Consider the following 19,289-nt stretch of genomic DNA (forward strand, 5'->3'; position numbering starts at 1 on the left):
CGCCCGCCCACAAGGGAAGGCCGGCTTGCGCCGGCCTTCCCTGCATCACATCGCGATGCTGCTTACAGCGCCTTGGCGGCGTCCACCACGTGCGCGGCGGTGATGCCGAAGTGCTTGTACAGCTGGTCGGCCGGGGCCGAGGCACCGAAGGTGTCGATACCGATCACCGCACCGTCCAGGCCGACGAACTGGCGCCAGAAACCAGTGACGCCGGCTTCCACCGCCACGCGCTTGCGCACGGCGTTCGGCAGCACCGATTCACGATATGCCGCATCCTGGCGCAGGAACACATCGGTGGACGGCATCGAGACCACGCGGGTCTTGAGGCCGGCCGCGTCCAGCTCGGCTTTCGCTTCCGTGGCCAGCGAGACTTCCGAACCGGTGGCGATCAGGATCACGTCCGGGGTACCGGCGGCGTCGGCCAGCACGTAGCCGCCACGCTCGATCTGCGCGATCTGCTCGGCGCTCCGTGGCTGGTGCGGCAGGTTCTGACGGCTGAACACCAGGCAGCTCGGGCCGTCCTGGCGGGTGATCGCCGCCTTCCAGCTCACCGCCGACTCGACGGCATCGCACGGGCGCCACACGTCGTTGTTCGGGATGTAGCGCAGCGAGGCCAGATGCTCCACCGGCTGGTGGGTCGGACCGTCTTCGCCCAGGCCGATCGAATCGTGGGTGTAGACGTGGATGGCATGGGCCGGGATCAGCGCGCTCATGCGAACGCCGTTGCGGGCGTAATCGCTGAACACCAGGAAGGTGGCATCGAACGGAATGAAGCCGCCATGCAGCGCCAGGCCGTTGGCGATCGCGGTCATGCCGAACTCGCGCACGCCGTAGTACACGTAGTTGGCGTTGGCGTCGTCGCTGGCGACCGAGGTGCTGCCCTTCCACAGGGTCAGGTTGGAGTGCGCCAGGTCGGCCGAGCCGCCGACGATTTCCGGCAGCAGCGGCGCGAAGGCCTCGATGGCCAGCTGCGAGGCCTTGCGCGAGGCGATCGTCGGGCCTTCAGCTGCGACCTTGGCGATGTACGCGTCGGCCTGGGCAACGAAGTCGGCCGGCAGTTCGCCGTGCGAACGACGGGTCAGTTCAGCGGCTTCGGCCGGATACTGGCCCGCATACTTGTCGAACAGCTGTTCCCATTCGGCCTGGCGCAGGGTGCCGGCACCGTTGGCGCGCCAGCCATCGTAGATGGCCTGCGGGATTTCAAACGGGCCGTACTCCCAGCCCAGCTGCTTGCGGGTGGCTTCCAGCTCGTCCTTGCCCAGCGGAGCACCGTGGCTGGATTCCTTGCCGGCCTTGTTCGGCGAACCAAAGCCGATCGTGGTGCGGCAGCAGATCAGGGTCGGCTTGTCGCTCTGCGACAGCGCGGCCTCGATGCCGGCCTTGATGCTCTCCGGGTCGTGACCATCGACATCGCGGACCACGTTCCAGCCATAGGCCTCGAAACGCTCCGGCGTGTTGTCGGTGAACCAGCCTTCGACGTTGCCATCGATGGAGATGTGGTTGTTGTCCCAGAAGCAGACCAGCTTGTGCAGGCCCCAGGTGCCGGCCAGCGAAGCGGCTTCATGCGAGACGCCTTCCATCAGGCAGCCATCGCCCATGAACACCCAGGTGCGATGGTCGACGACTTCCAGTTCCGGACGGTTGAAGCGCTGCGCCAGCAGCTTCTCGGCCAGGGCGAAGCCCACGGCATTGGCGAAACCCTGGCCCAGCGGGCCGGTGGTGGTTTCCACGCCGGGGGTTTCATGGCGCTCCGGGTGACCGGCGGTGTGGCTGCCAAGCTGGCGGAACAGCTTGAGCTGCTCGATCGGCAGGTCGTAACCGCTCAGGTGCAGCAGCGCGTACTGCAGCATCGAGCCGTGGCCGTTGGACAGCACGAAACGGTCGCGGTTGAACCAGTGCGGATTGCTCGGGTTGTGGCGAAGGTAGTCGTTCCAGAGCACTTCGGCGATGTCGGCCATGCCCATGGGCATGCCGGGGTGGCCGGACTTTGCGGTTTCAACCGCATCGGCGGCAAGGAAGCGGATGGCGTTGGCCAACTGGCGACGGGTAGGCTGCGTCATGGTTCTGTCGGAATCGGGAGGCGGCCGCGGACGTGCGGGCGGCCTATTGTCCCATAGTCACCGGGTGGGGGTCAGTTCCACTTGCCAGGTCGTGCGGGCGCTGGCCGGCAACGTCGTGATCTCCGCCGGATTCCGCATGTGAAAAGGGGTCGGCGCCCTTTCCGTGCGGAAAGGAATCCGACCCCGATCAGGTCGCCAGGACTCAGTCGCGGTCGGGAACCAGCGCCGGGCCGTCGTGGCCCTCGCCCTTGGCCACCAGGGTGGTCAGCGCCAGATCGCCGGTCACGTTCAGCGCCGTGCGGCACATGTCCAGGAAATGGTTCACGCCCAGGATCAGGCCGATCCCCAGCGGGTTGACCCCCACCATGGCGCAGATCATCGCCACCACCGGCAGCGAACCCGACGGCACGCCCGCGGTACCGATGCCCCCCAGGATGCACACCGCCATCACCATGATCTGCTGGCCGATGCTCAGGTCCACGCCGAAGAACTGGGCCAGGAAGATCACCGTCACGCCCTCGAACAGCGCCGTGCCGTTCTGGTTGGCGGTGGCGCCCACGGTCAGCACGAAGCGGGACACGCGCTGCGGCAGGCCCATCTGGTCGGCCACGCGCAGCGCGGTCGGCAGGGTGGCGTTGCTGGAGGCGGTGGAGAAGGCCATCACCGTCGCTTCCTGGGTATCGCGGAAGAACGACAGCGGCGAACGGCCCGACAGCCACACGGCGGCGCCGTAGGTCACCACCATGTGCAGGCCCAGTGCCAGCACCACCACGCCCACGTAGGCGCCCAGGCGGATGATCAGCTCGAAACCGAACAGCGCGGCCAGGTTGAACATGAAGCAGGCCACCGCATACGGTGCCAGGCGGATGACCAGGTTGATCAGGGTCATCGAGATTTCGAACACGCCTTCGATGGCGCGGCGCAGCGGGGCGACCTTCTCGTCATCGGTCAGCACCATGCCGATGCCGAACATCAGCGCGAAGAACATCAGCGAGAGGATCGCGCCGTTGTCGGAGGCCGCCTGCAGCACGTTGCTCGGCACGATCGACAGCAGCATGTCCATGCCCTTCGGCGTGCCATGGATGCCGGCGACGATCTCCTTGCTGCGTTCGGCGTTCTCCGAGAGCATCAGCGCGGCGGTCTGCGGATCGACGCCGACGCCGGGCTTGAGCAGGTTGACCAGCACCAGGCCGATGGCCACGGCGATGCCGGACAGCAGCACGGTATAGGCCAGCGTCTTCCAGCCGATGCGGCCGAGGGCGCGGATGTCGCCCATCTCCGACACGCCCATGATCAGCGCCGAGAAGATCAACGGCACGATCAGCATGAAGATCAGGTTGAGGAACAGCCCCGATGCAGGCGTGGTGATGTAGTCCATGACCCACTTGGCACCGGTCTGCAGACCATCGACGCTGCCACCCAGGGCGTGCACGGTCAGTCCCAGGATCAGGCCGATCGCGAAGCCGATGCCCATCTTCCAGTGCAGGGGCAACGTCTTCTTGCCGGCGGCAGCTGCTGTCATACGCAGGTTTCCTCGAAAAATGAATGCACTCTAACAAAGCGCGCAAGCGGCGCCGGTTCAGGTTCGGCGCTGCGGATACAGCGGCGCCAGCCCAGTGTCGGTGCCGCGGGCGGTCCCCGACCAGTGTGGTCCGTCACGGAAGGCCTCGCGCAACCGCACACGCAGCGGTGCCGGCTCTCCCTGCCCGCCCCATCGCACCTGCTGGAGGTCCTGCAGCACTCGGCGCTGGATCGGATCACCCAGCCTGGCGATGACCTGCTCCAGCCGCGGTACACCTGCCATCGCGCACAGCTGCGCTTCGACCTGGTCGAAGCCCTCGCCGTCCAGCACCCGGCGCAGTTCGGCGACGCTGCCGCGTCCTTCGCTGGCTTCCGGCCCGGACGGCGGCCCCGGCGGGCGAGTGGCACCGCGCATGGACGGCCCACCGCGTCCGCGCTGCCAGCCCCACAGCAGGGTCAGCAACCACAGCAGCGCCAGGCCGATCACCGCGGCAATCCAGGGCCAGGGCTGGCTCGGCGTCCCCGAGGCGATCGGATCGGTGGCCGCAATGCGCGTGTCGTCGTCGGGCAGCGCTGCATCGGTGTCGATCGGCGGCGGCGGGGCGGGCGCGGCAGTGCCCGTACCGGCGCTGACCGTCAGTGCCAGGTCCGGCAGTCGTGCCTGCTGCGCGCTGCCGTCGCGCACGTTCCACCATGACACCCTCGGCCCCGGCACCTGCAGCGGACCCGGCTCGCGGGGCACGACGGAGTAACGACGGGTGATCTTCAACCGCGGGGTGCTGCCGTTGAAGGTCTCTTCGTACTGCGCCGGTTCGGCGAACACCTGCGCCGCCGTGCCGAGGTCCGGAACCGGAAGGTCGGTGAACTGGGCACGGGTGGCACCTTCGGCGATCGCTTCGACCACGATGGTGGCGGCCTCGCCGGTACGCGCAGTACTCGGCGCGCTGGTATAGCGCAACTGCAGGCCCTGCAACGGCAGCCACGGCTGCGGCGCCTGCACCGGCTGTGCCTGCACCTGCAGCGTGCGGTCGGCGCCGGTGGCGTTCATGCGGCCATCGCCCCCTCCGAAGAAGTCATCGAAGAAGCCGCCTGCGCTGCGGCCGTTGAAGCGCGCGCCGGCCAGGCGCAGTGTCCCGCTGCGCTCGGGAATCAGCAGGAAGCGGCGCTCGACCACGTTGTAGCGGCGTCCATTGACCTGCCTCACGCCGGTGCGGTCGTCGCCCACCCGCTGCAGCGAGGCACCGGCGGGCGTATCCACGATGAGCTCGCCGGAGGCCAGCTGCGAGGCGAAGAACAGGCGCACGACCACGCCAACGCTCTGCTGCACGTAGGGCGTGTCATCGTCGACATCGGTCTGTATGAACGCCATGGCCGCACCGTTGGCAGCGGTGACCGGGGCGGCGGCGTCCACCTGCAACGTCAGCGGTGCGGTCTGCGCAGTACCCACCTGCAGGGCCGGGATCGTCAGCGCGCCACTGCGTCGCGGTGTCAGCGCCACGCCATACAGACTGCGTTGCTGCATGCTGCCGTTGCTCCACTCCACCTGGCGGCTGCTGGTCTGCCCACTGAGATCGAAGTCACTGCGCAGCGGCGTGAAGTCCGGCGCACCGGCATCACTCTGCACGTTGAGGGTGACCGTATCCCCCATCGCGATGCGATCGCGGTCCAGCCATGCCCGCGGCTCTGCCCAGGCCATCAATGGCAGCCACAGCAGCAGCATTGCCGCACACCGGCGTAGGCCGTGCATGTTCATCGCCCTTCCCTCTTCCTGCGTTCGTTTTCCAGCTGGAACTTGGCACGCAGCAACGCGCCCGGATCATCCGGCACGCGCCGCATCCAGGCGTCCACCGCCTGTTGTTCCTCGCGCTGGCGCGGCGTGCGGCCGTCATCGCCCGCCACGGTCGGATCATTCTTCTCCCGGCCCTCGCGCCCCTGTTCGATGGCCTGCTGCATGCGCTGTCGCTGCTGCGCGTCGGCCTCGGCCTGCGCATGGGCGTCCTCGGCCTGGGGCGGTGACGGCGGCCCCTGATCACCACGCTCACCAGGCCGCGACTGCGGCTGCGGCTGCGCGCCGGAGTCCGAAGGCGGGGGGCGCTGCGAGGGCGCCTGCGGCTGTCCCTGCCCCGACGGCTGGCCCTGCTGTGGCTGGCCCTGCTGATCCTGCGGCGTCGAGGACGGCTTCCGGGGCGGATTCTGCTGTCCCGGGTTCTGCCGCTGGCCACCCGGCGGCTTGCGCTTGCGTGCAGCATCGACAACCGCACGGTTGGCCACCGCGTCGGCCATCCCCGGGTGCAGGGCCAGTGCGCGATCGTAGGCGGCTATGGCATCGTCGTACTGGCCCTGGCGGGCCAGCACATTGCCGAGGTTGTACCAGCCGGCCGCGGTGTCGAGCCCTTCGAACTGCTGCCGGGCACGTGCGAAGTCACCCTGGCGGTAGGCCTGTACGCCTTCGGCCAGACGCTGATGCTGCACCTGGTCCGCCCGCTTCCACAGCGTGCCCTGCACCGGCCGCGTCTGTGCCTGCGCCTGCGCGCCGTCCGTCCACGGCAACAGGCCGACCGCCAGCACGGCAGCCAGCAGCGCACGCCGTCGGAACGCCAGCAGCGCAAGCAGCATCAACGGCGGCAGCAACCAGAAGCCTTCGTCGCGCCATTGGTGACCGGTACCCGGCCGCTGCAGCGCTGTGCCTTCACGTGCATCGAGCACACCCAGCGCGCGCAGGTCGCGATCATCGGCGGCGATCCGCACATAGCGGCCGCCGCCGGCCGTCGCCACGGCGCGCAGGCGGCCTTCGTCCAGCGCGGCCTGGCGGATCTGGCCGCTGCTGTCGCGGTACGCGGCACCGCCCGGAGTTCCCAGACCCAGCACCGACACCTGCAGCCCCAGGCTGCGGGCCTGCGAAGCAGCGAGTTCGGCCTCATCGTCAGCCTGGTCGGTGACCACCAGGATCTGCCCCTGGGGCGCGCCGGTCTGCCGCATCAGCCGTGTCGCCCAATCGATGCCACGATCGGCACGCTGGCCATCGCGCGGCATGACATCCGGCGACAGCGCGTCCAGATAGAGCGCGACATTGCTGGCATCCTCGGTCAACGGAGCGACGGTATAGGCATCGTCCGCATAGACGATCAGCCCAACCTGGCCGCCCTCGCGGGCGCGCAGCAAGGTGCCGATCTTGGCCCGCGCCTGCAGCAGGCGCGACGGCGGCAGGTCGGTGGCGGTGATCCGGCTGGACAGGTCCAGCACCACCAGCAACGGTGCGCTGGCCTGGAACATCGGCTGCGCCTGCTGTCGCCAGCTGGGCCCGGCCAGGGCCAGGCACGCCAGCGTCCAGCCCAGCAGCTGCGCCCACGGCAGGCGCATGCGACGGCGCGGCCCCGACGCCAGCAGATGGGGCAGCAGATGGGCATCGACCGCCTGCCGCCATGCATCGCTGCGGCGCTGTCGATACACCGCTACGGCCACGATCAACGGCAGCGCGGCCAACGCCCACAGCCAGTCAGGCCGCAGGAAATGCAGCGCGTTCCAGTCCGGCAGATGGGATGCCAGGGCGATCATCGACGACGCTCCGGCCATGCCCACGCAAGCGCACCGAGCAGCAGCGCCACGCCCAGCGGCCAGGGATAACGCTCATCGCGCGGGCGCAGGACCGGCCCCTTCTCCGCGATGGGCTCCAGCCGGTCCAGCTCGGCATAGATGCCTGCAAGCTCGGCAGTGTCGCGGGCGCGGAAGAACTGGCCGCCGGTCATCCGGGCGATCTGCCTGAGCGTCGCCTCGTCCACCGGGTCCTGGTCGGCGGAAATCGGAATGCCGAGAAAGCGCATGCTGCCATCGCCGCCAAAGGCGACGGTGTGGATGCGCACGCCCTCGGCACGCGCTACCTCCGCCGCACGCAGCGGTTCCAGCACGCCTGCATTGCTGACGCCATCGGTGAGCAGGATCAGCACACGCTGGCCCTCGGGCTGGCTGCGCAGGCGCTTGACCGCAAGGCCGATGGCATCGCCGATGGCGGTCTCGCGCCCGGCCAGGCCGACCACGCTGTCGCGCAGCTGGTCGCGGACGCTGGCCAGGTCGGCAGTGAGCGGGGTCAGCGTATAGGCCCGATCACCAAAGATCAGCAGGCCGATGCGATCGCCTGCACGACGGTCAAGAAAGTCGGCCAGCACGGCCTTGGCGGCGGTCAGCCGATCGACGGCCTGACCGCCGAGCACCATGTCGGCCTCGCCCATGCTGCCGGACACGTCCATCGCCAGCATCATCTGGCGCCCCTGCAGCGGCGGTGTGATCGCCTCGCCCAACTGCTGCGGCCGCGCCAGCGCCACGCACAGCGCGATCCAGCCCAGCCACAGCAGCAGCGCACGCCACCTGTGCGCATCGATACGGCCTGCTCCGGCCAGGGCCTCCAGTTCGGTCGCGGCATAGGGCACGCGCAGCGCAGCGCCGGGGGCGGCACGGCGCTTCCAGGCCAGCATCAGCAACGGCAACGGCACCGCCAACAGCGCCAATGGCCAGGCCAGCTGCAGGTCCGGCCAGGGCCAGTAACTCGCCAGTGCACTCATCGGCGCCGCTCCTGCAGCATCGCCAGGTAACGTCCGCGTGCCCAGCGGCGCAGCACTGCGACATCGGCCGCATCCACCTGCGGCCGGTACGCGCCCTCGGCAAGCAGATCGCGCTGCGCCGCCGGCAACGTCGCCTGCGGATCCACCCGCTGCCACCAGGCGTGGTCATGCAACGCTTCGCTGCCCGGCCGTGCCTGACGCGCGGCACGGCGCAGCAGGCCCGCAATGGCCGCCACCTCAGCGGCGGCATCGGTCGCGCCCGCCAGCTCGCGATCAAACGCCTGCAACCAGCGCTGCTGACGCCGACGGCGACGCCACCACAGCAGGGCGAGGATCAGCAGCGCCAGCAGCAGAACCGCCCCGATCATCAGATAGCCGGGGGCCGGCGGCCACCACGACGGTGCCGGTGGCAGCTGCACATCGCGCAGGGGCAGCGCTGCGCTCATGCGGGTACCTCGGTAGGCGCCGGCGCCAGCCAGGCATCGCTGGCCGCATCACTGCTCAGTACCTGCACATCGATGCGGCGTGCCCCCAGCTGGCGCTGCAGTTCCTGCAGCGGTTCAACGAAATGCGCATGCCACTGCGCCTGCACGTCGCCGCGGCGCAGGTCCAGTCCGATGCGCTGCTGGGCGGCAAGGAACTGCAGGGGCGCCGACGGTGGCTGCAGCTCCAGCGGATCGACCAGCAGCACCAGGCTGAGGTCGTGATGCTGGGCCAGCGCTCCCCATCGCGCCGGCGCAATGCGGATGGCCTGCTGCGGGTCGGCCAGCACCAGCAGCCGTGCACCCGGACGCAGAACGCGCGCCGCGTGGTCCAGCGCGCGCTCCAGACCCAGATCATCGGCCGGAGGTTGCGCATACCAGCGCGTCAGCGCGTCGAGCACGCGCAGCACGCCACGTGGTCCGCCGGCTGGCGCCACCGGCGCTTCGCGGTCACTGCCGCGCAGCGCCCCGATGCGGTCGCCGCGGCGCTGCGCCGACCAGGCGGCGACTGCGCCGGCACGCGCGGCCTGCACCGACTTGAAGCGCACGCGGGTGCCGAAATACAGCGCAGGCGAGGTATCGGCCACGATCAGACTGACCCGTTCGCGTTCGGCCTGGAACAGCTTGGTATGGGCACGACCGGTGCGCGCGGTCACGCGCCAGTCGATATGACGGGCATCGTCACCGGCGACGTACTCGCGCGATTCGGCGTACTCCATGCCGCGCCCGCGCAGCGGCGACGGTGCCTGCCCCGCATTGCCGGCGCGGCCGCGACGGGGCGGCGGCGGACGCTGGGCCAGACGGCGCAGCGCCACCAGCTCGGCCAGCTGCGGGCGCAGTCCATCGCCTTCGCTGGCGGACACTCCATGCTCCTGGGATGTATCGGTCATGCGCAGGCTCAGGGTGCCGGCACCCGGGCCAGCAGTTCCTGCACCAGCCGTTCGCCATCCCAGCCTTCGGCGGTCGCCTCGTAGCTCGGCAGCACGCGATGGCGCAGCACGTCCGCAGCCACTGCACGCACATCATCAGGGGTGACGAAGTCACGGCCGGCCAACCACGCGCGCGCACGCGCGCAACGCTCCAGCGCGATCGAACCGCGCGGGCTGGCGCCCCACGCGATGCGACGGCCCAGCGCGGGGTCGTAGCGGGCCGGATCCCGGGAGGCCAGCACCAGCTCCACCAGGTAGCGTTCCAGGGCCGGTGCCATGTGCAGGTCCAGTACCTGGCGACGCGCCTGGAAGACATCCTGCATCGGCATTTTCTCCGGGGCCGCCGGGGCTTCACCCAGCGCGCCGCGCGCACGTTCGCGCGCCAGCCGCAGGATTTCCGCCTCGGCCGTCTGGTCCGGATAACCGATGCGCACATGCATCAGGAAGCGGTCCAGCTGCGCTTCGGGCAACGGGAACGTGCCCTCCTGCTCGATCGGGTTCTGCGTGGCCATCACCAGGAACAACGAGGGCAACGCATAGGTGTGGCGACCCACGGTGACCTGGCGCTCGCCCATCGCTTCCAGCAGCGCCGACTGCACCTTGGCCGGTGCACGATTGATTTCATCGGCCAGCAGGATCGGATGGAAGATCGGGCCCGGCACGAATTCGAAACGGCCTTCCTGCGGGCGCCAGATCTCGGTACCGGTCAGATCGGCAGGCAACAGGTCCGGGGTGAACTGCACGCGCGCGAAATCGGCCTCCAGGCGCGCTGCCAGGGCGCGGATGGCGGTGGTCTTGGCCAACCCGGGCGCGCCCTCCACGAGCAGATGGCCATCGGCCAGCAGCGCGATCAGCAGGCGCTCGACCAGGGCGGCCTGGCCGACGATCTCGGCCGACAGCGCCTCGCGCAACGTGTTGAACGCCGCGTGCAGGCGGGACGTGGCCGGCGTGGCAGCCGGCATTGCAGATTCGGGCATCGGCGGGGGCAGGTTCATGAGGGCCTTTGACCGGCACAGGACGGCACGGGTTCCCGACATCATCGCAGGGTCGCCCCGGCGATGGCATCAAGAGACGCTGAACAGCGTCCACGCCCTGCGTGGCTGCATGGCCGCAACGCAGACGGGGCCGCACATGGCGGCCCCGTTTCGCACCTGCTGCAGGCGGTGGCTCAGTTCTGCTTGGCCACGCGCAGCACCTTCGGCGTCACGAACACCAGCAGCTCGGCCTTGTCCTTGTTGCGACCGCGCTTCTTGAACAGATTGCCCAGGAACGGCACATCGCCCAGGAACGGCACCTTGCTGATGCTGTTGCGATCGGTGAACTCGTACACACCGCCGATCACCACGGTCTGGCCGTCCTCGACCAGCACCGCGGTATTGACTTCGCGGCGGTTGATCGACGGCACCGTGCCGTAGCCCTGCAGTTCGATCAGGCGATCGACTTCATCCTTCTTGACCTGCATGTTCAGGAACACGCGGTTGTCATTGGTGATCGTCGGGGTCACCCGCAGCTCCAGCACGACTTCCTTGAACTGCACGTTCGGCGTCGAACCCGCGCCCCCGGCGGCACCGGTACCGCTGATGGTGACGTAGCCGATCTCCTTGCCCTGCTTGATCATCGCCTCGCGCTGGTTGGTGGTGACCACGCGCGGATTGGAGATCACTTCGCCACGCGACTCCTCCTGCATGGCCGACAACTCGACATCCAGCAGGTAGCCCGCGTTGAGGATCGACAGCGCCAGCGAACCCGGGTTGTTGGCCAGGGCCACCGGCAGGTTCCAGTTCAGGCCACGCTCGATGGTCGAGCCGGTCGGCACGGGCGCCGGACCGACACTGCCACCGGCCTGCCACTCACGCACGGCCTTGGCATTTTCCAGCGCGGTATCGACCTGCGATTTGCGGGTCTTGGCGTTGGCGTCGAGGCTGCCGCTGAAGTAGACATTGTCGCGGCTGCCGCTGATGCCGAACTTCGCACCCAGTTCGCGGGCAAAGGTGTCGGTGGCGATCACGATGCGGCTTTCGATCAGCACCTGGTCCACCGGACGATCGATCACCCCGATCAGTTCGCGCATGCGTGCGATCTTCTTGGGGATGTCGCTGATCATCAGCGTGTTGGTGCGCTCGTCGGCAACGATGCGGCCGCGCGTGGACAGGAACCCGCTTTCCTCCTGCGACGAGGAACCGCCACTTCCACCACCACCACCGCCGCCGATGCCCTTGGCCTCGGTCAGCGCTTTGAAGATCTGCGTGGCGCTGTGGTAGTTGATCTGCACGTAATCGGTCACCAGGTCTTCGCGGTTCTCGATGGCGATGCGGGCGTCTTCCTTCTCCTGCTCGAACTTGGCCAGCTCGGCCTGCGGCGCGACCCAGATCACGCTGCCATCGCGACGCTTGTCCAGGCCCTTCGCGCGCAGCACGATGTCCAGCGCCTGGTCCCACGGAACGTTGACCAGGCGCAGGGTCACGTTGCCCTGTACCGAATCGGACGCCACGACATTGAGGTTGGATTCTTCGGCGATCAACTGCAGCACCGTGCGCACCGGCACGTCCTGGAAGTTGAAGGTGACCGGCTTGCCCGAGTAGCCACGCTGGCCGACGGCCTTCGCCGCCTGGGTGACCGTACCGGCGTTGACCGCACCGACGGCGGCGGGCGCCTGTCGCGGACTGATCTCGACCACGTATTCGTTGCCGCTCTGGTAGGCCAGCGACTCCACCGTACCCGCCGTGCTCAGCACCAGCTGGGTCCCGGCGCCCGATGGCTTGGCATCGATGCGCTGCACGGGCGTGGCAAAGTCGACCACGTTCATCGGCTTCTGCAGGTTGGCCGGCAGGCGCGCGTTGCCCACGTCGACCACGACGTTGCTGCCCTGCGTGCGCAGGTCGGGAATCGCGCCCTGGCCGTCGAACTGCAGGATCAGGCGGCCGACGCCGTCATCGCCGCGCTTGAAATCGATCTTGGACACCGACAGGCCAGTTGTCGCCGGGGCCGAAGGGGCCACCGCGGTGCTGGCCGGTTTCTCCGCCGGTGCGGCGGCCAGCGCCGGAGCGCAGGCCAGCATCAGCGCGACTCCCAGCGCGCTGACACGGTTCAAGGTAGAGCGCCGGATGGGACGCAGCCCCTTGGCTTGGTGAAAGGTCATCGTGCTATCCCCAGTAAACGATCATTGATCTTCCAGCGCGAGCGTCGCTGGCCGTTCCAGCCAACCACCCGCGCCATCCGGCACCAGTTCGATCAGTTCAACGCGGTCCTCGAAGACCGCGGTGACCCGCCCGTCGCTCTGCCCCAGGTAGCCGCCCGGGCGGACCCGGTAGGTGACCTTGTCCGGCCCCATCACCAGCGCGACGGTGCTGCCGCCGGTGCCGATGGTGCCGACCATGTCCAGTGCGTCCAGCGGGAAGCCCTCCAGGGGCTCCTTGCGCCGGTTCGGGTCCGGTCGCAATCCGCCGTTCCCCTGCTGCGGATTGGTCCAGGCATCGGTGAACGGATCGCGCATGCCCTGCGCGGAGTATTCGAAGGTCTCGAACTGCTGCATCACCGGCAGCGGCTCCAGCGGCTGCGCCGGTCGCGCACGCTCGCCCTCCACCCACTTCTCCAGGTTCGGCGCATCGCCCGGCGTGCTGGTCACGCCGCGGCCACAGCCGGCCAGCAGCAGGACCGCCAGCACCATCGAACCGCGTACGATCTGTGCGCGCATCACTTCCCGCCCTCCTTGCCGGCGTCAGCGCTCTGCTGCGCCTGCACTTCGGCTTCGTCCAGATACCGGTAGGTCTTGACCGTGCCGGACAGCTCCAGCGCACCTGCCCGGACGTTGCCGCTGGTCTTGTCCTTGGGCTTGAGGTTGATGTCGTGCATGGTCAGGATGACCACCCGCGGCAACGAAGCCACGCCGCTGACGAACGCACCGAACTGGTGGTAGCTGCCCACCATCCGCAGCTTGATCGGCTTCTCGGCGTAGAACTCCTTGATCTGCTCGGACTCGGGTTCGAACAGCTCGTTGGACAGGCCGCTGGACAACGCGGTCTGCGAGATGTCGATGATCAGGTCCGGCATTTCGGTCTTGCTCGGCAGCTGCCGCAGCATCTGCTGCAGCACCTGCTCCATCTGTGCCAGCTGCTGCTTCAGCGGCGCCAGGTTCACCGCACGTTCCTGCTGCTTGGTGAACTCGGTGCGCAGCTCGGTCTCCTGCCGCTCCAGGCCCTCCAGTTCCTCGCGCTTGCCACTGATCAGCAGCATCCACGCCACGAACATGATGACCAGCGCCAGCAGCGCGCAGAAGACGATCTTGGCCTTCTGCGGCCAGTTGCCGATGTCGTTGAAATCCAGGTTCTTGAGATCGATCTTCTGGCTCATGCGCGGTCCCCCTGCAACGGGGCGTGGAAGGCCTGCGGCGGCTGCGCCAGGCGGCTGCCCTCCGGCTTGGCCGGCGCGGCGGCCGGCGGGGCCGTTGCCGGGGGCGGCGTGGTGGCGGGTGCGGTGGCGGGTGCGGCCGGTGCGGCGGGTGTGGCCGCCTCGGGTGCGGCCGACAGCGGTGCGACCGGTTCGGCGGCTGCGGCCGGTGCCACGGTGCCATCGGCATTCAGGCCCGGCGGCGCGGTGGCCTCCTCGCTCTGCGCCGGCAGCTTCACCTTGACCACGAACACATACGGCAGCGCCTTGATGTCCGATACCGGGCCCGGGCGACCGTCCTTGTCCTTGTCCGGCTCACGCGCCTCGATGATCGACAGCTCCGGACTGGCCATCCAGCCGGACGTCTCCAGGTTGCGCATGTACGCCGAAACGCGGGCGTTGGACTGGGTGCGGCCTTCCAGGGTAAGGGTGTCCCCTTCCTGCTTCAGGGCGGTCAGCACGACGCCATCGGGAATGGTGCGCACCAGCGCGTCGAACAGGTGGACCATCTGCGAGCGCTTGGCCTGCAGTTCCTCGATCACCTTCTTGCGCGCCAGCAGCCGCTCCTTCTGCGCGTCGAGGCGGTCGATCTCCTTGTTCTGCTCCTTGACCTTGTCGATCTCGGCCTGCAGGTAGGCATTGCGGTCCATCTGGCCGCTGACCTGGCGGTCGTAGTAGAACCAGATCATCAGCGACAGCAGCAGGCCACCCACGGCGGCCATGCCCAGCATTGCGTAGAACTCGCGCTGGCGTTGCTTGCGCCGTTCGGCGCGCCAGGGCAACAGGTTGATGCGTGCCATCAGTCGAAGCTCCTCAGCGCCAGACCGGTCGCGATCATCAGCGCGGGAGCATCCTGGGCCAGCGCATGCGCGTTCACCTTCGGTCCCAGCGTCATCTGCGCCAGCGGATTGGCGACCACGGTCGGCACACCCAGCTGCTCCTCGACCATTTCCGGCAGGCCCCCAAGAACCGCGCAGCCTCCGGCCAGCACGATATGATCGACACGATTGAATTCGCTGCCGGCGTAGAAGAACTGCAACAGGCGGCTGATCTGCTGGACCGTGGCTTCCTTGAACGGCTCCAGCACTTCCATCTCGTAGCTTTCCGGCAGCCCGCCCTGGCGCTTGGCCAGGCCGGCTTCCTCGTAGCTCAGGCCGTAGCGGCGCATGATCTCGTCGGTCAGCTGCTTGCCGCCGAACACCTGTTCGCGGCTGTACAGGCTGCGCCCGCCGCGCAGGACGTTCAGGGTGGTCATCGTGGCGCCGATGTCGACCAGCGCGACCACGCCGTCGGTGGACACCGGCAGCTCACTGGCAACCAGGGCGAAGGCGTTCTCGACCGCGAAGGCCTCCACGTCCATCACCTTGGCCTGGAGGCCGCCGAGTTCCAGCGCCGACTGGCGCAGTTCCACATTCTCGGACCGCGACGCGGCCAGCAGCACCTGGACCATCTCCGGGTTGTTCGGGATCACCCCGATCACCTCGAAGTCCAGGTTCACTTCCTCGATCGGATAGGGAATGTAGTTGACCGCTTCCAGCTCGATCTGCGCTTCCATGTCGTTCTCGTCGAGCTCGGCCGGCATCGGGATCACCTTGGTGATCACGGCCGAGCCGGCCACGGCGGCGGCGGCCTGCTTCGCCTTGCTGCCGGAACGGTTCAACGCCCGGCGGATGGCCTCACCCACGGCCTCCACCTCGACGATGTTCTTCTCCACGACCGCATTCGGCGGCAGTGGTTCCACGGCGTAATGTTCCACACGGAAACGATTGCCACTGCGGGAAAGCTGCAACAGCTTTACCGCAGTCGAACTGATGTCGACGCCAATAAGCGGCGACTGACTTTTTGGGATGAGCCCCACGGTTTCTCCCCTGCCGACGGGCACTTGGACGCAAGAACTGCGACCGCGCATTAATAACGTATTCTTAGCAAATGGCAACCGCCCTGCTGTGAATTCCCTCACAGGTTCACGATGCAGCCCCTGGCGTTTCCCCTTGCGCTCCCCGGTGCCGACCCCAGCCGCCACCTTGCGTAATCTATACTCTGCGACCACGAAATTCGCAATCGGAATCTGAACCCGATGACTCGACTCCGCCGCTGGCTGCGCTGGATCTTCCTGATTGTCCTGGTCCTGGCGCTGATCGGTGCGGCCGCTGTGGGCGGTCTCTACTACGCTGTGTCCTCCAAGCTCCCCGACGTGCAGACCCTGCGCGACGTGGAGATGCAGGAGCCGATGTACGTCTATGCCGCCGACGGCAAGCTGATGGCGGTGTTCGGCGAGACCCGGCGCACCCCGGTCACCATGAAGGAGGTGCCGGAGAAGCTCAAGCAGGCTTTCCTGGCCACCGAGGACGCCCGCTTCTATGAACATGGCGGCGTGGACTACAAGGGCATCGCCCGCGCGGTGTGGCTGCTGGCCACCACCAACGACAAGCGCGTGCCCGGCGGGTCCACCATCACCCAGCAGGTGGCCCGCCAGTTCTTCCTCAGTTCCGAGTACAGCTACACCCGCAAGCTGGCCGAGATCCTGCTGGCCCGCAAGATCGAGTCCGAGCTGAGCAAGGACGAGATCTTCGAGCTGTACCTGAACAAGAGCTTCTTCGGCAACCGTGCCTACGGTGTGGCCGCGGCAGCGGAGTTCTACTACGGCAAGAAGCTGGCCGAGCTGGACCTGGATGAGATGGCCTCGCTGGCCGGCATCCCGAAGTTCCCCTCCTCCGGTAACCCGATCTCCAACCCGGAACGCGCCCGCCAGCGCCGCGACAACTATGTGCTGCAGCGCATGGCCGATCTGAAGTTCGTCAGCCAGGCCGAGGCCGATGCGGCCAAGGCCGTGCCGATGCATGCCACCGCGCATGAGCCGCCGGTGCAGGTCGAGGCGCCCTACGTGGCCGAACTGGTGCGCCAGGAGATGATCGCGCGCTTCGGCGGCGATGTGGTCAACAAGGGATACCACGTCACCACCACCATCGATTCGACCCTGCAGACCGCGGCCAACCTGTCGGTGCGTGACGGCCTGCTGCTGTATGACCACCGCCACGGCTGGCACGGCGTGGAGAAGCAGGTGCAGCTGGGGGCCGGCGACGATGCCGCAGCTCTGGCCGAACATCTGCGCGGCATCCCGGCGCAGGCCGGCCTGCTGCCGGCGATCGTTGCCAGCGCCGGTGCCGATGGCAGCGCCACGGTGGTGCTGGCCAACCGCAGCGAGATCGTGCTGCCGGCCGGTGCCGCCCGGTGGACCAACAAGACCCCTGGCAAGCTGGTGCAGCGCGGCGACATCGTGCGTGTGCGCGCCGGCGACAAGCAGGGCGAGTGGCTGCTGGACCAGATCCCGCGCGGCCAGTCCGCGCTGGTCTCGCTGGATGCCCACAGCGGTGCGCTGAAGGCGCTGGTCGGCGGTTTCAGCTTCTCCGGCAACAAGTTCAACCGCGCCACCCAGGCCCGTCGCCAGCCCGGTTCGAGCTTCAAGCCGTTCGTCTATGCCGCAGCGTTCGACAAGGGTTACAACCCGGCTTCGATCGTGCTTGATGCCCCGGTCGTGTTCCGCGACCGCCGCGGCAAGACCTGGGCACCGCAGAACGATGGCGGTGGCTTCCGCGGCCCGATGCGCCTGCGCGAAGCCCTGGTGCAGTCGCGCAACCTGGTCTCGGTGCGCCTGCTCGACGGCATGGGCGTGGACTACGCCCGCAAGTACATCAGCGAGTTCGGCTTCGCCGAATCGGAGCTGCCGCCGAACCTGTCGATGTCGCTCGGCACCGCCTCGCTGACCCCGCTGTCGGTGGCCCGTGGCTATGCCGTGTTCGCCAACGGCGGCTCGCGCGTGGACACCTGGCTGATCGACCAGGTGAACGACCGCGACGGCAACCTGGTGTTCAAGGAGAACCCGGCACTGGCCTGCCGCGACTGTGCCGGCAGCAGCGACCAGCCGGTCAGCCAGGTCGTGGACGGCTTCAACTTCGGTGCCCCGGCCCCCACGCCGGACCCGGCCGCCGCCAAGGCGCAGGCCACCACCGAAACCGCTGCCGCACCGGTCAACCCGGATGCGCGCACCGCGCCGCGCGCGATCGATGCACGCACCGCCTACCAGCTGGTGTCGATGATGCGCGATGTGGTCCAGCGCGGTACCGGCACCCAGGCCAAGGTGCTCGGCCGCGAGGACGTGGGCGGGAAGACCGGCTCCACCAACGACCACCGCGACGCCTGGTTCTCCGGCTTCGGCGGCCCGTACGTAACCACCGTGTGGGTGGGCCGGGATGACTTCCGTTCGCTGGGTTACCGCGAATACGGTGGCAAGGCCGCGCTGCCGATCTGGATCGAGTACATGCGCACCGCGCTGAAGGACACGCCGATCGCGCAGAACGACCCGCCCAGCGGCATGGTGCAGACCACGCTCAACGGCGCGACCGAATGGGTCAAGGTGGAGGACATGGATCGCCTGACGGACTATGACCTGAACCTCAATACCCCTCAGGCCGACGCGGCTGCGTTCGATATCTTCTGACGCGCGCCGCGGGCGTCACCGTCGAGCCGGCGCATGCCCGGCTCGACGGCCCGGACAGCCGAGCGTGGGCCCTGCCCCGCATCCCTCCTGCATTCCCCACGCAGATGTCACACCGTTGCGCTAGTCTGTAGCCAGGTCGCAACAGGAGTTCCCGCATGCATCGCGCCCGCCAGCATGCCACCACCCAGACCCGTGAGCGTCGTCACCGCCTCGCCCACGAAGCCGCCCGCCTGATGGCCGAAGGCGGTATCCGCGACTTCCACCAGGCCAAACTGAAGGCGGCCAGCCGGCTCGGCATCCATGACGATGCCTCGTTGCCCCGCAATGTCGAGATCGAGGATGCGCTGCGCGAGTACCAGCGCCTGTTCGCTGGCCCCCAGCACGGCAACGAGCTGCAGCGCCGTCGCGAAGCTGCGTTGCGCGCACTGGAATTCCTGCATGCCTTCGCCCCGCGCCTGGTCGGCCCGGTGCTGGACGGCACCGCCGATGCCAACAGCCCCGTGCAGGTGCATCTGCACAGCGACGACCCCGAAGCCGTGCATCGCTTCCTGGACGAACAGGGCATTCCGGCCGAGTCGCGCGTGCGCCGGCTGCGCCTGGACCGCGAGCGCAGCCTGGACGTGCCGGTCTGGGTGTTCAGTGCGGAGGACCTGACGTTCGACCTGGCCGTGCTGCCGTATGACGCCCTGCGCCAGGCACCGCTGTCACCGGTCGACGAGAAGCCGATGCGGCGCGCCTCGCAGGCCCAGCTGCGTGAACTGCTCAGCCAGGAGCAGATCGAAAGCTATCTCGGCAGCATCTGAGCCCCACAACGCAGACGCCCCACGCGGCGGACCGCGTGGGGCGTCGTCATGCAT

Annotated in this window: 15 protein-coding genes; 2 read left to right on the forward strand and 13 right to left on the reverse strand. The window is 68.3% G+C overall.

The genetic code is table 11. The annotated features are described in order from the left end of the window. Positions 1-62: 62 nt before the first annotated feature. The 13 genes from tkt to IMX13_RS13430 all read right to left on the reverse strand — a co-directional run bounded on the left by tkt (position 63) and on the right by IMX13_RS13430 (position 15,792). Positions 63-2,060 (reverse strand): transketolase, encoded by a 1,998-nt coding sequence (gene tkt, locus IMX13_RS13370; protein WP_193396522.1) that lies wholly within the window; start codon positions 2,058-2,060, stop codon positions 63-65. Between the two features lie 202 nt (positions 2,061-2,262). Beyond that, on the reverse strand, positions 2,263-3,582 hold the full coding sequence (locus IMX13_RS13375) for a dicarboxylate/amino acid:cation symporter (protein WP_053518469.1): 1,320 nt from the start codon (positions 3,580-3,582) through the stop codon (positions 2,263-2,265). A 57-nt stretch (positions 3,583-3,639) separates the two neighbouring features. Next, positions 3,640-5,334, reverse strand: a complete 1,695-nt coding sequence (locus IMX13_RS13380) for a BatD family protein (RefSeq protein WP_193396523.1) — start codon at positions 5,332-5,334, stop codon at positions 3,640-3,642. After that, positions 5,331-7,136 (reverse strand): VWA domain-containing protein, encoded by a 1,806-nt coding sequence (locus tag IMX13_RS13385; protein WP_193396524.1) that lies wholly within the window; start codon positions 7,134-7,136, stop codon positions 5,331-5,333. Before IMX13_RS13385 ends, IMX13_RS13380 begins: the two co-directional genes overlap by 4 nt. After that, positions 7,133-8,137 carry a VWA domain-containing protein gene (locus IMX13_RS13390; RefSeq protein ID WP_193396525.1) on the reverse strand — a complete coding sequence of 335 codons (1,005 nt, stop codon included), beginning with the start codon at positions 8,135-8,137 and terminating at the stop codon, positions 7,133-7,135. Before IMX13_RS13390 ends, IMX13_RS13385 begins: the two co-directional genes overlap by 4 nt. Next, positions 8,134-8,583, reverse strand: coding sequence for a DUF4381 family protein (locus tag IMX13_RS13395; protein WP_053518464.1), 450 nt, complete (start codon positions 8,581-8,583; stop codon positions 8,134-8,136). Before IMX13_RS13395 ends, IMX13_RS13390 begins: the two co-directional genes overlap by 4 nt. Beyond that, positions 8,580-9,509, reverse strand: a complete 930-nt coding sequence (locus tag IMX13_RS13400; RefSeq protein ID WP_053518463.1) for a DUF58 domain-containing protein — start codon at positions 9,507-9,509, stop codon at positions 8,580-8,582. Before IMX13_RS13400 ends, IMX13_RS13395 begins: the two co-directional genes overlap by 4 nt. A gap of 8 nt (positions 9,510-9,517) precedes the next feature. Further along, positions 9,518-10,543 carry a MoxR family ATPase gene (locus IMX13_RS13405; RefSeq protein WP_180875905.1) on the reverse strand — a complete coding sequence of 342 codons (1,026 nt, stop codon included), beginning with the start codon at positions 10,541-10,543 and terminating at the stop codon, positions 9,518-9,520. Positions 10,544-10,716: 173 nt separating this feature from the next. Next, a complete protein-coding gene (locus IMX13_RS13410; RefSeq protein ID WP_053518459.1) occupies positions 10,717-12,687 on the reverse strand; it encodes a type IV pilus secretin PilQ family protein in 1,971 nt (656 codons plus the stop codon). Positions 12,688-12,708: 21 nt separating this feature from the next. Further along, positions 12,709-13,242 carry a pilus assembly protein PilP gene (locus IMX13_RS13415; RefSeq protein WP_053518457.1) on the reverse strand — a complete coding sequence of 178 codons (534 nt, stop codon included), beginning with the start codon at positions 13,240-13,242 and terminating at the stop codon, positions 12,709-12,711. Further along, positions 13,242-13,898, reverse strand: a complete 657-nt coding sequence (gene pilO, locus IMX13_RS13420) for a type 4a pilus biogenesis protein PilO (RefSeq protein ID WP_053518455.1) — start codon at positions 13,896-13,898, stop codon at positions 13,242-13,244. Before pilO ends, IMX13_RS13415 begins: the two co-directional genes overlap by 1 nt. After that, positions 13,895-14,734: a PilN domain-containing protein gene (locus tag IMX13_RS13425; protein ID WP_065175741.1), complete on the reverse strand. Its 840-nt coding sequence runs from the start codon at positions 14,732-14,734 to the stop codon at positions 13,895-13,897. The genes pilO and IMX13_RS13425 overlap by 4 nt, the downstream gene beginning before the upstream one ends. Then, positions 14,734-15,792: a pilus assembly protein PilM gene (locus tag IMX13_RS13430; RefSeq protein ID WP_053518451.1), complete on the reverse strand. Its 1,059-nt coding sequence runs from the start codon at positions 15,790-15,792 to the stop codon at positions 14,734-14,736. Before IMX13_RS13430 ends, IMX13_RS13425 begins: the two co-directional genes overlap by 1 nt. Before the next feature lie 219 nt (positions 15,793-16,011). Between IMX13_RS13430 and IMX13_RS13435 the strand changes: the two genes are divergently transcribed. Further along, entirely contained in the window at positions 16,012-18,432 is a 2,421-nt protein-coding gene (locus tag IMX13_RS13435) for a penicillin-binding protein 1A (protein ID WP_193396526.1), read from the forward strand. A 155-nt stretch (positions 18,433-18,587) separates the two neighbouring features. Beyond that, positions 18,588-19,235: a hypothetical protein gene (locus IMX13_RS13440; RefSeq protein WP_065181676.1), complete on the forward strand. Its 648-nt coding sequence runs from the start codon at positions 18,588-18,590 to the stop codon at positions 19,233-19,235. Positions 19,236-19,289 lie beyond the last annotated feature (54 nt).

The sequence above is a fragment of the Stenotrophomonas sp. B2 genome (assembly GCF_014947095.1).
GTDB classification, from domain to species: domain Bacteria; phylum Pseudomonadota; class Gammaproteobacteria; order Xanthomonadales; family Xanthomonadaceae; genus Stenotrophomonas; species Stenotrophomonas maltophilia_P.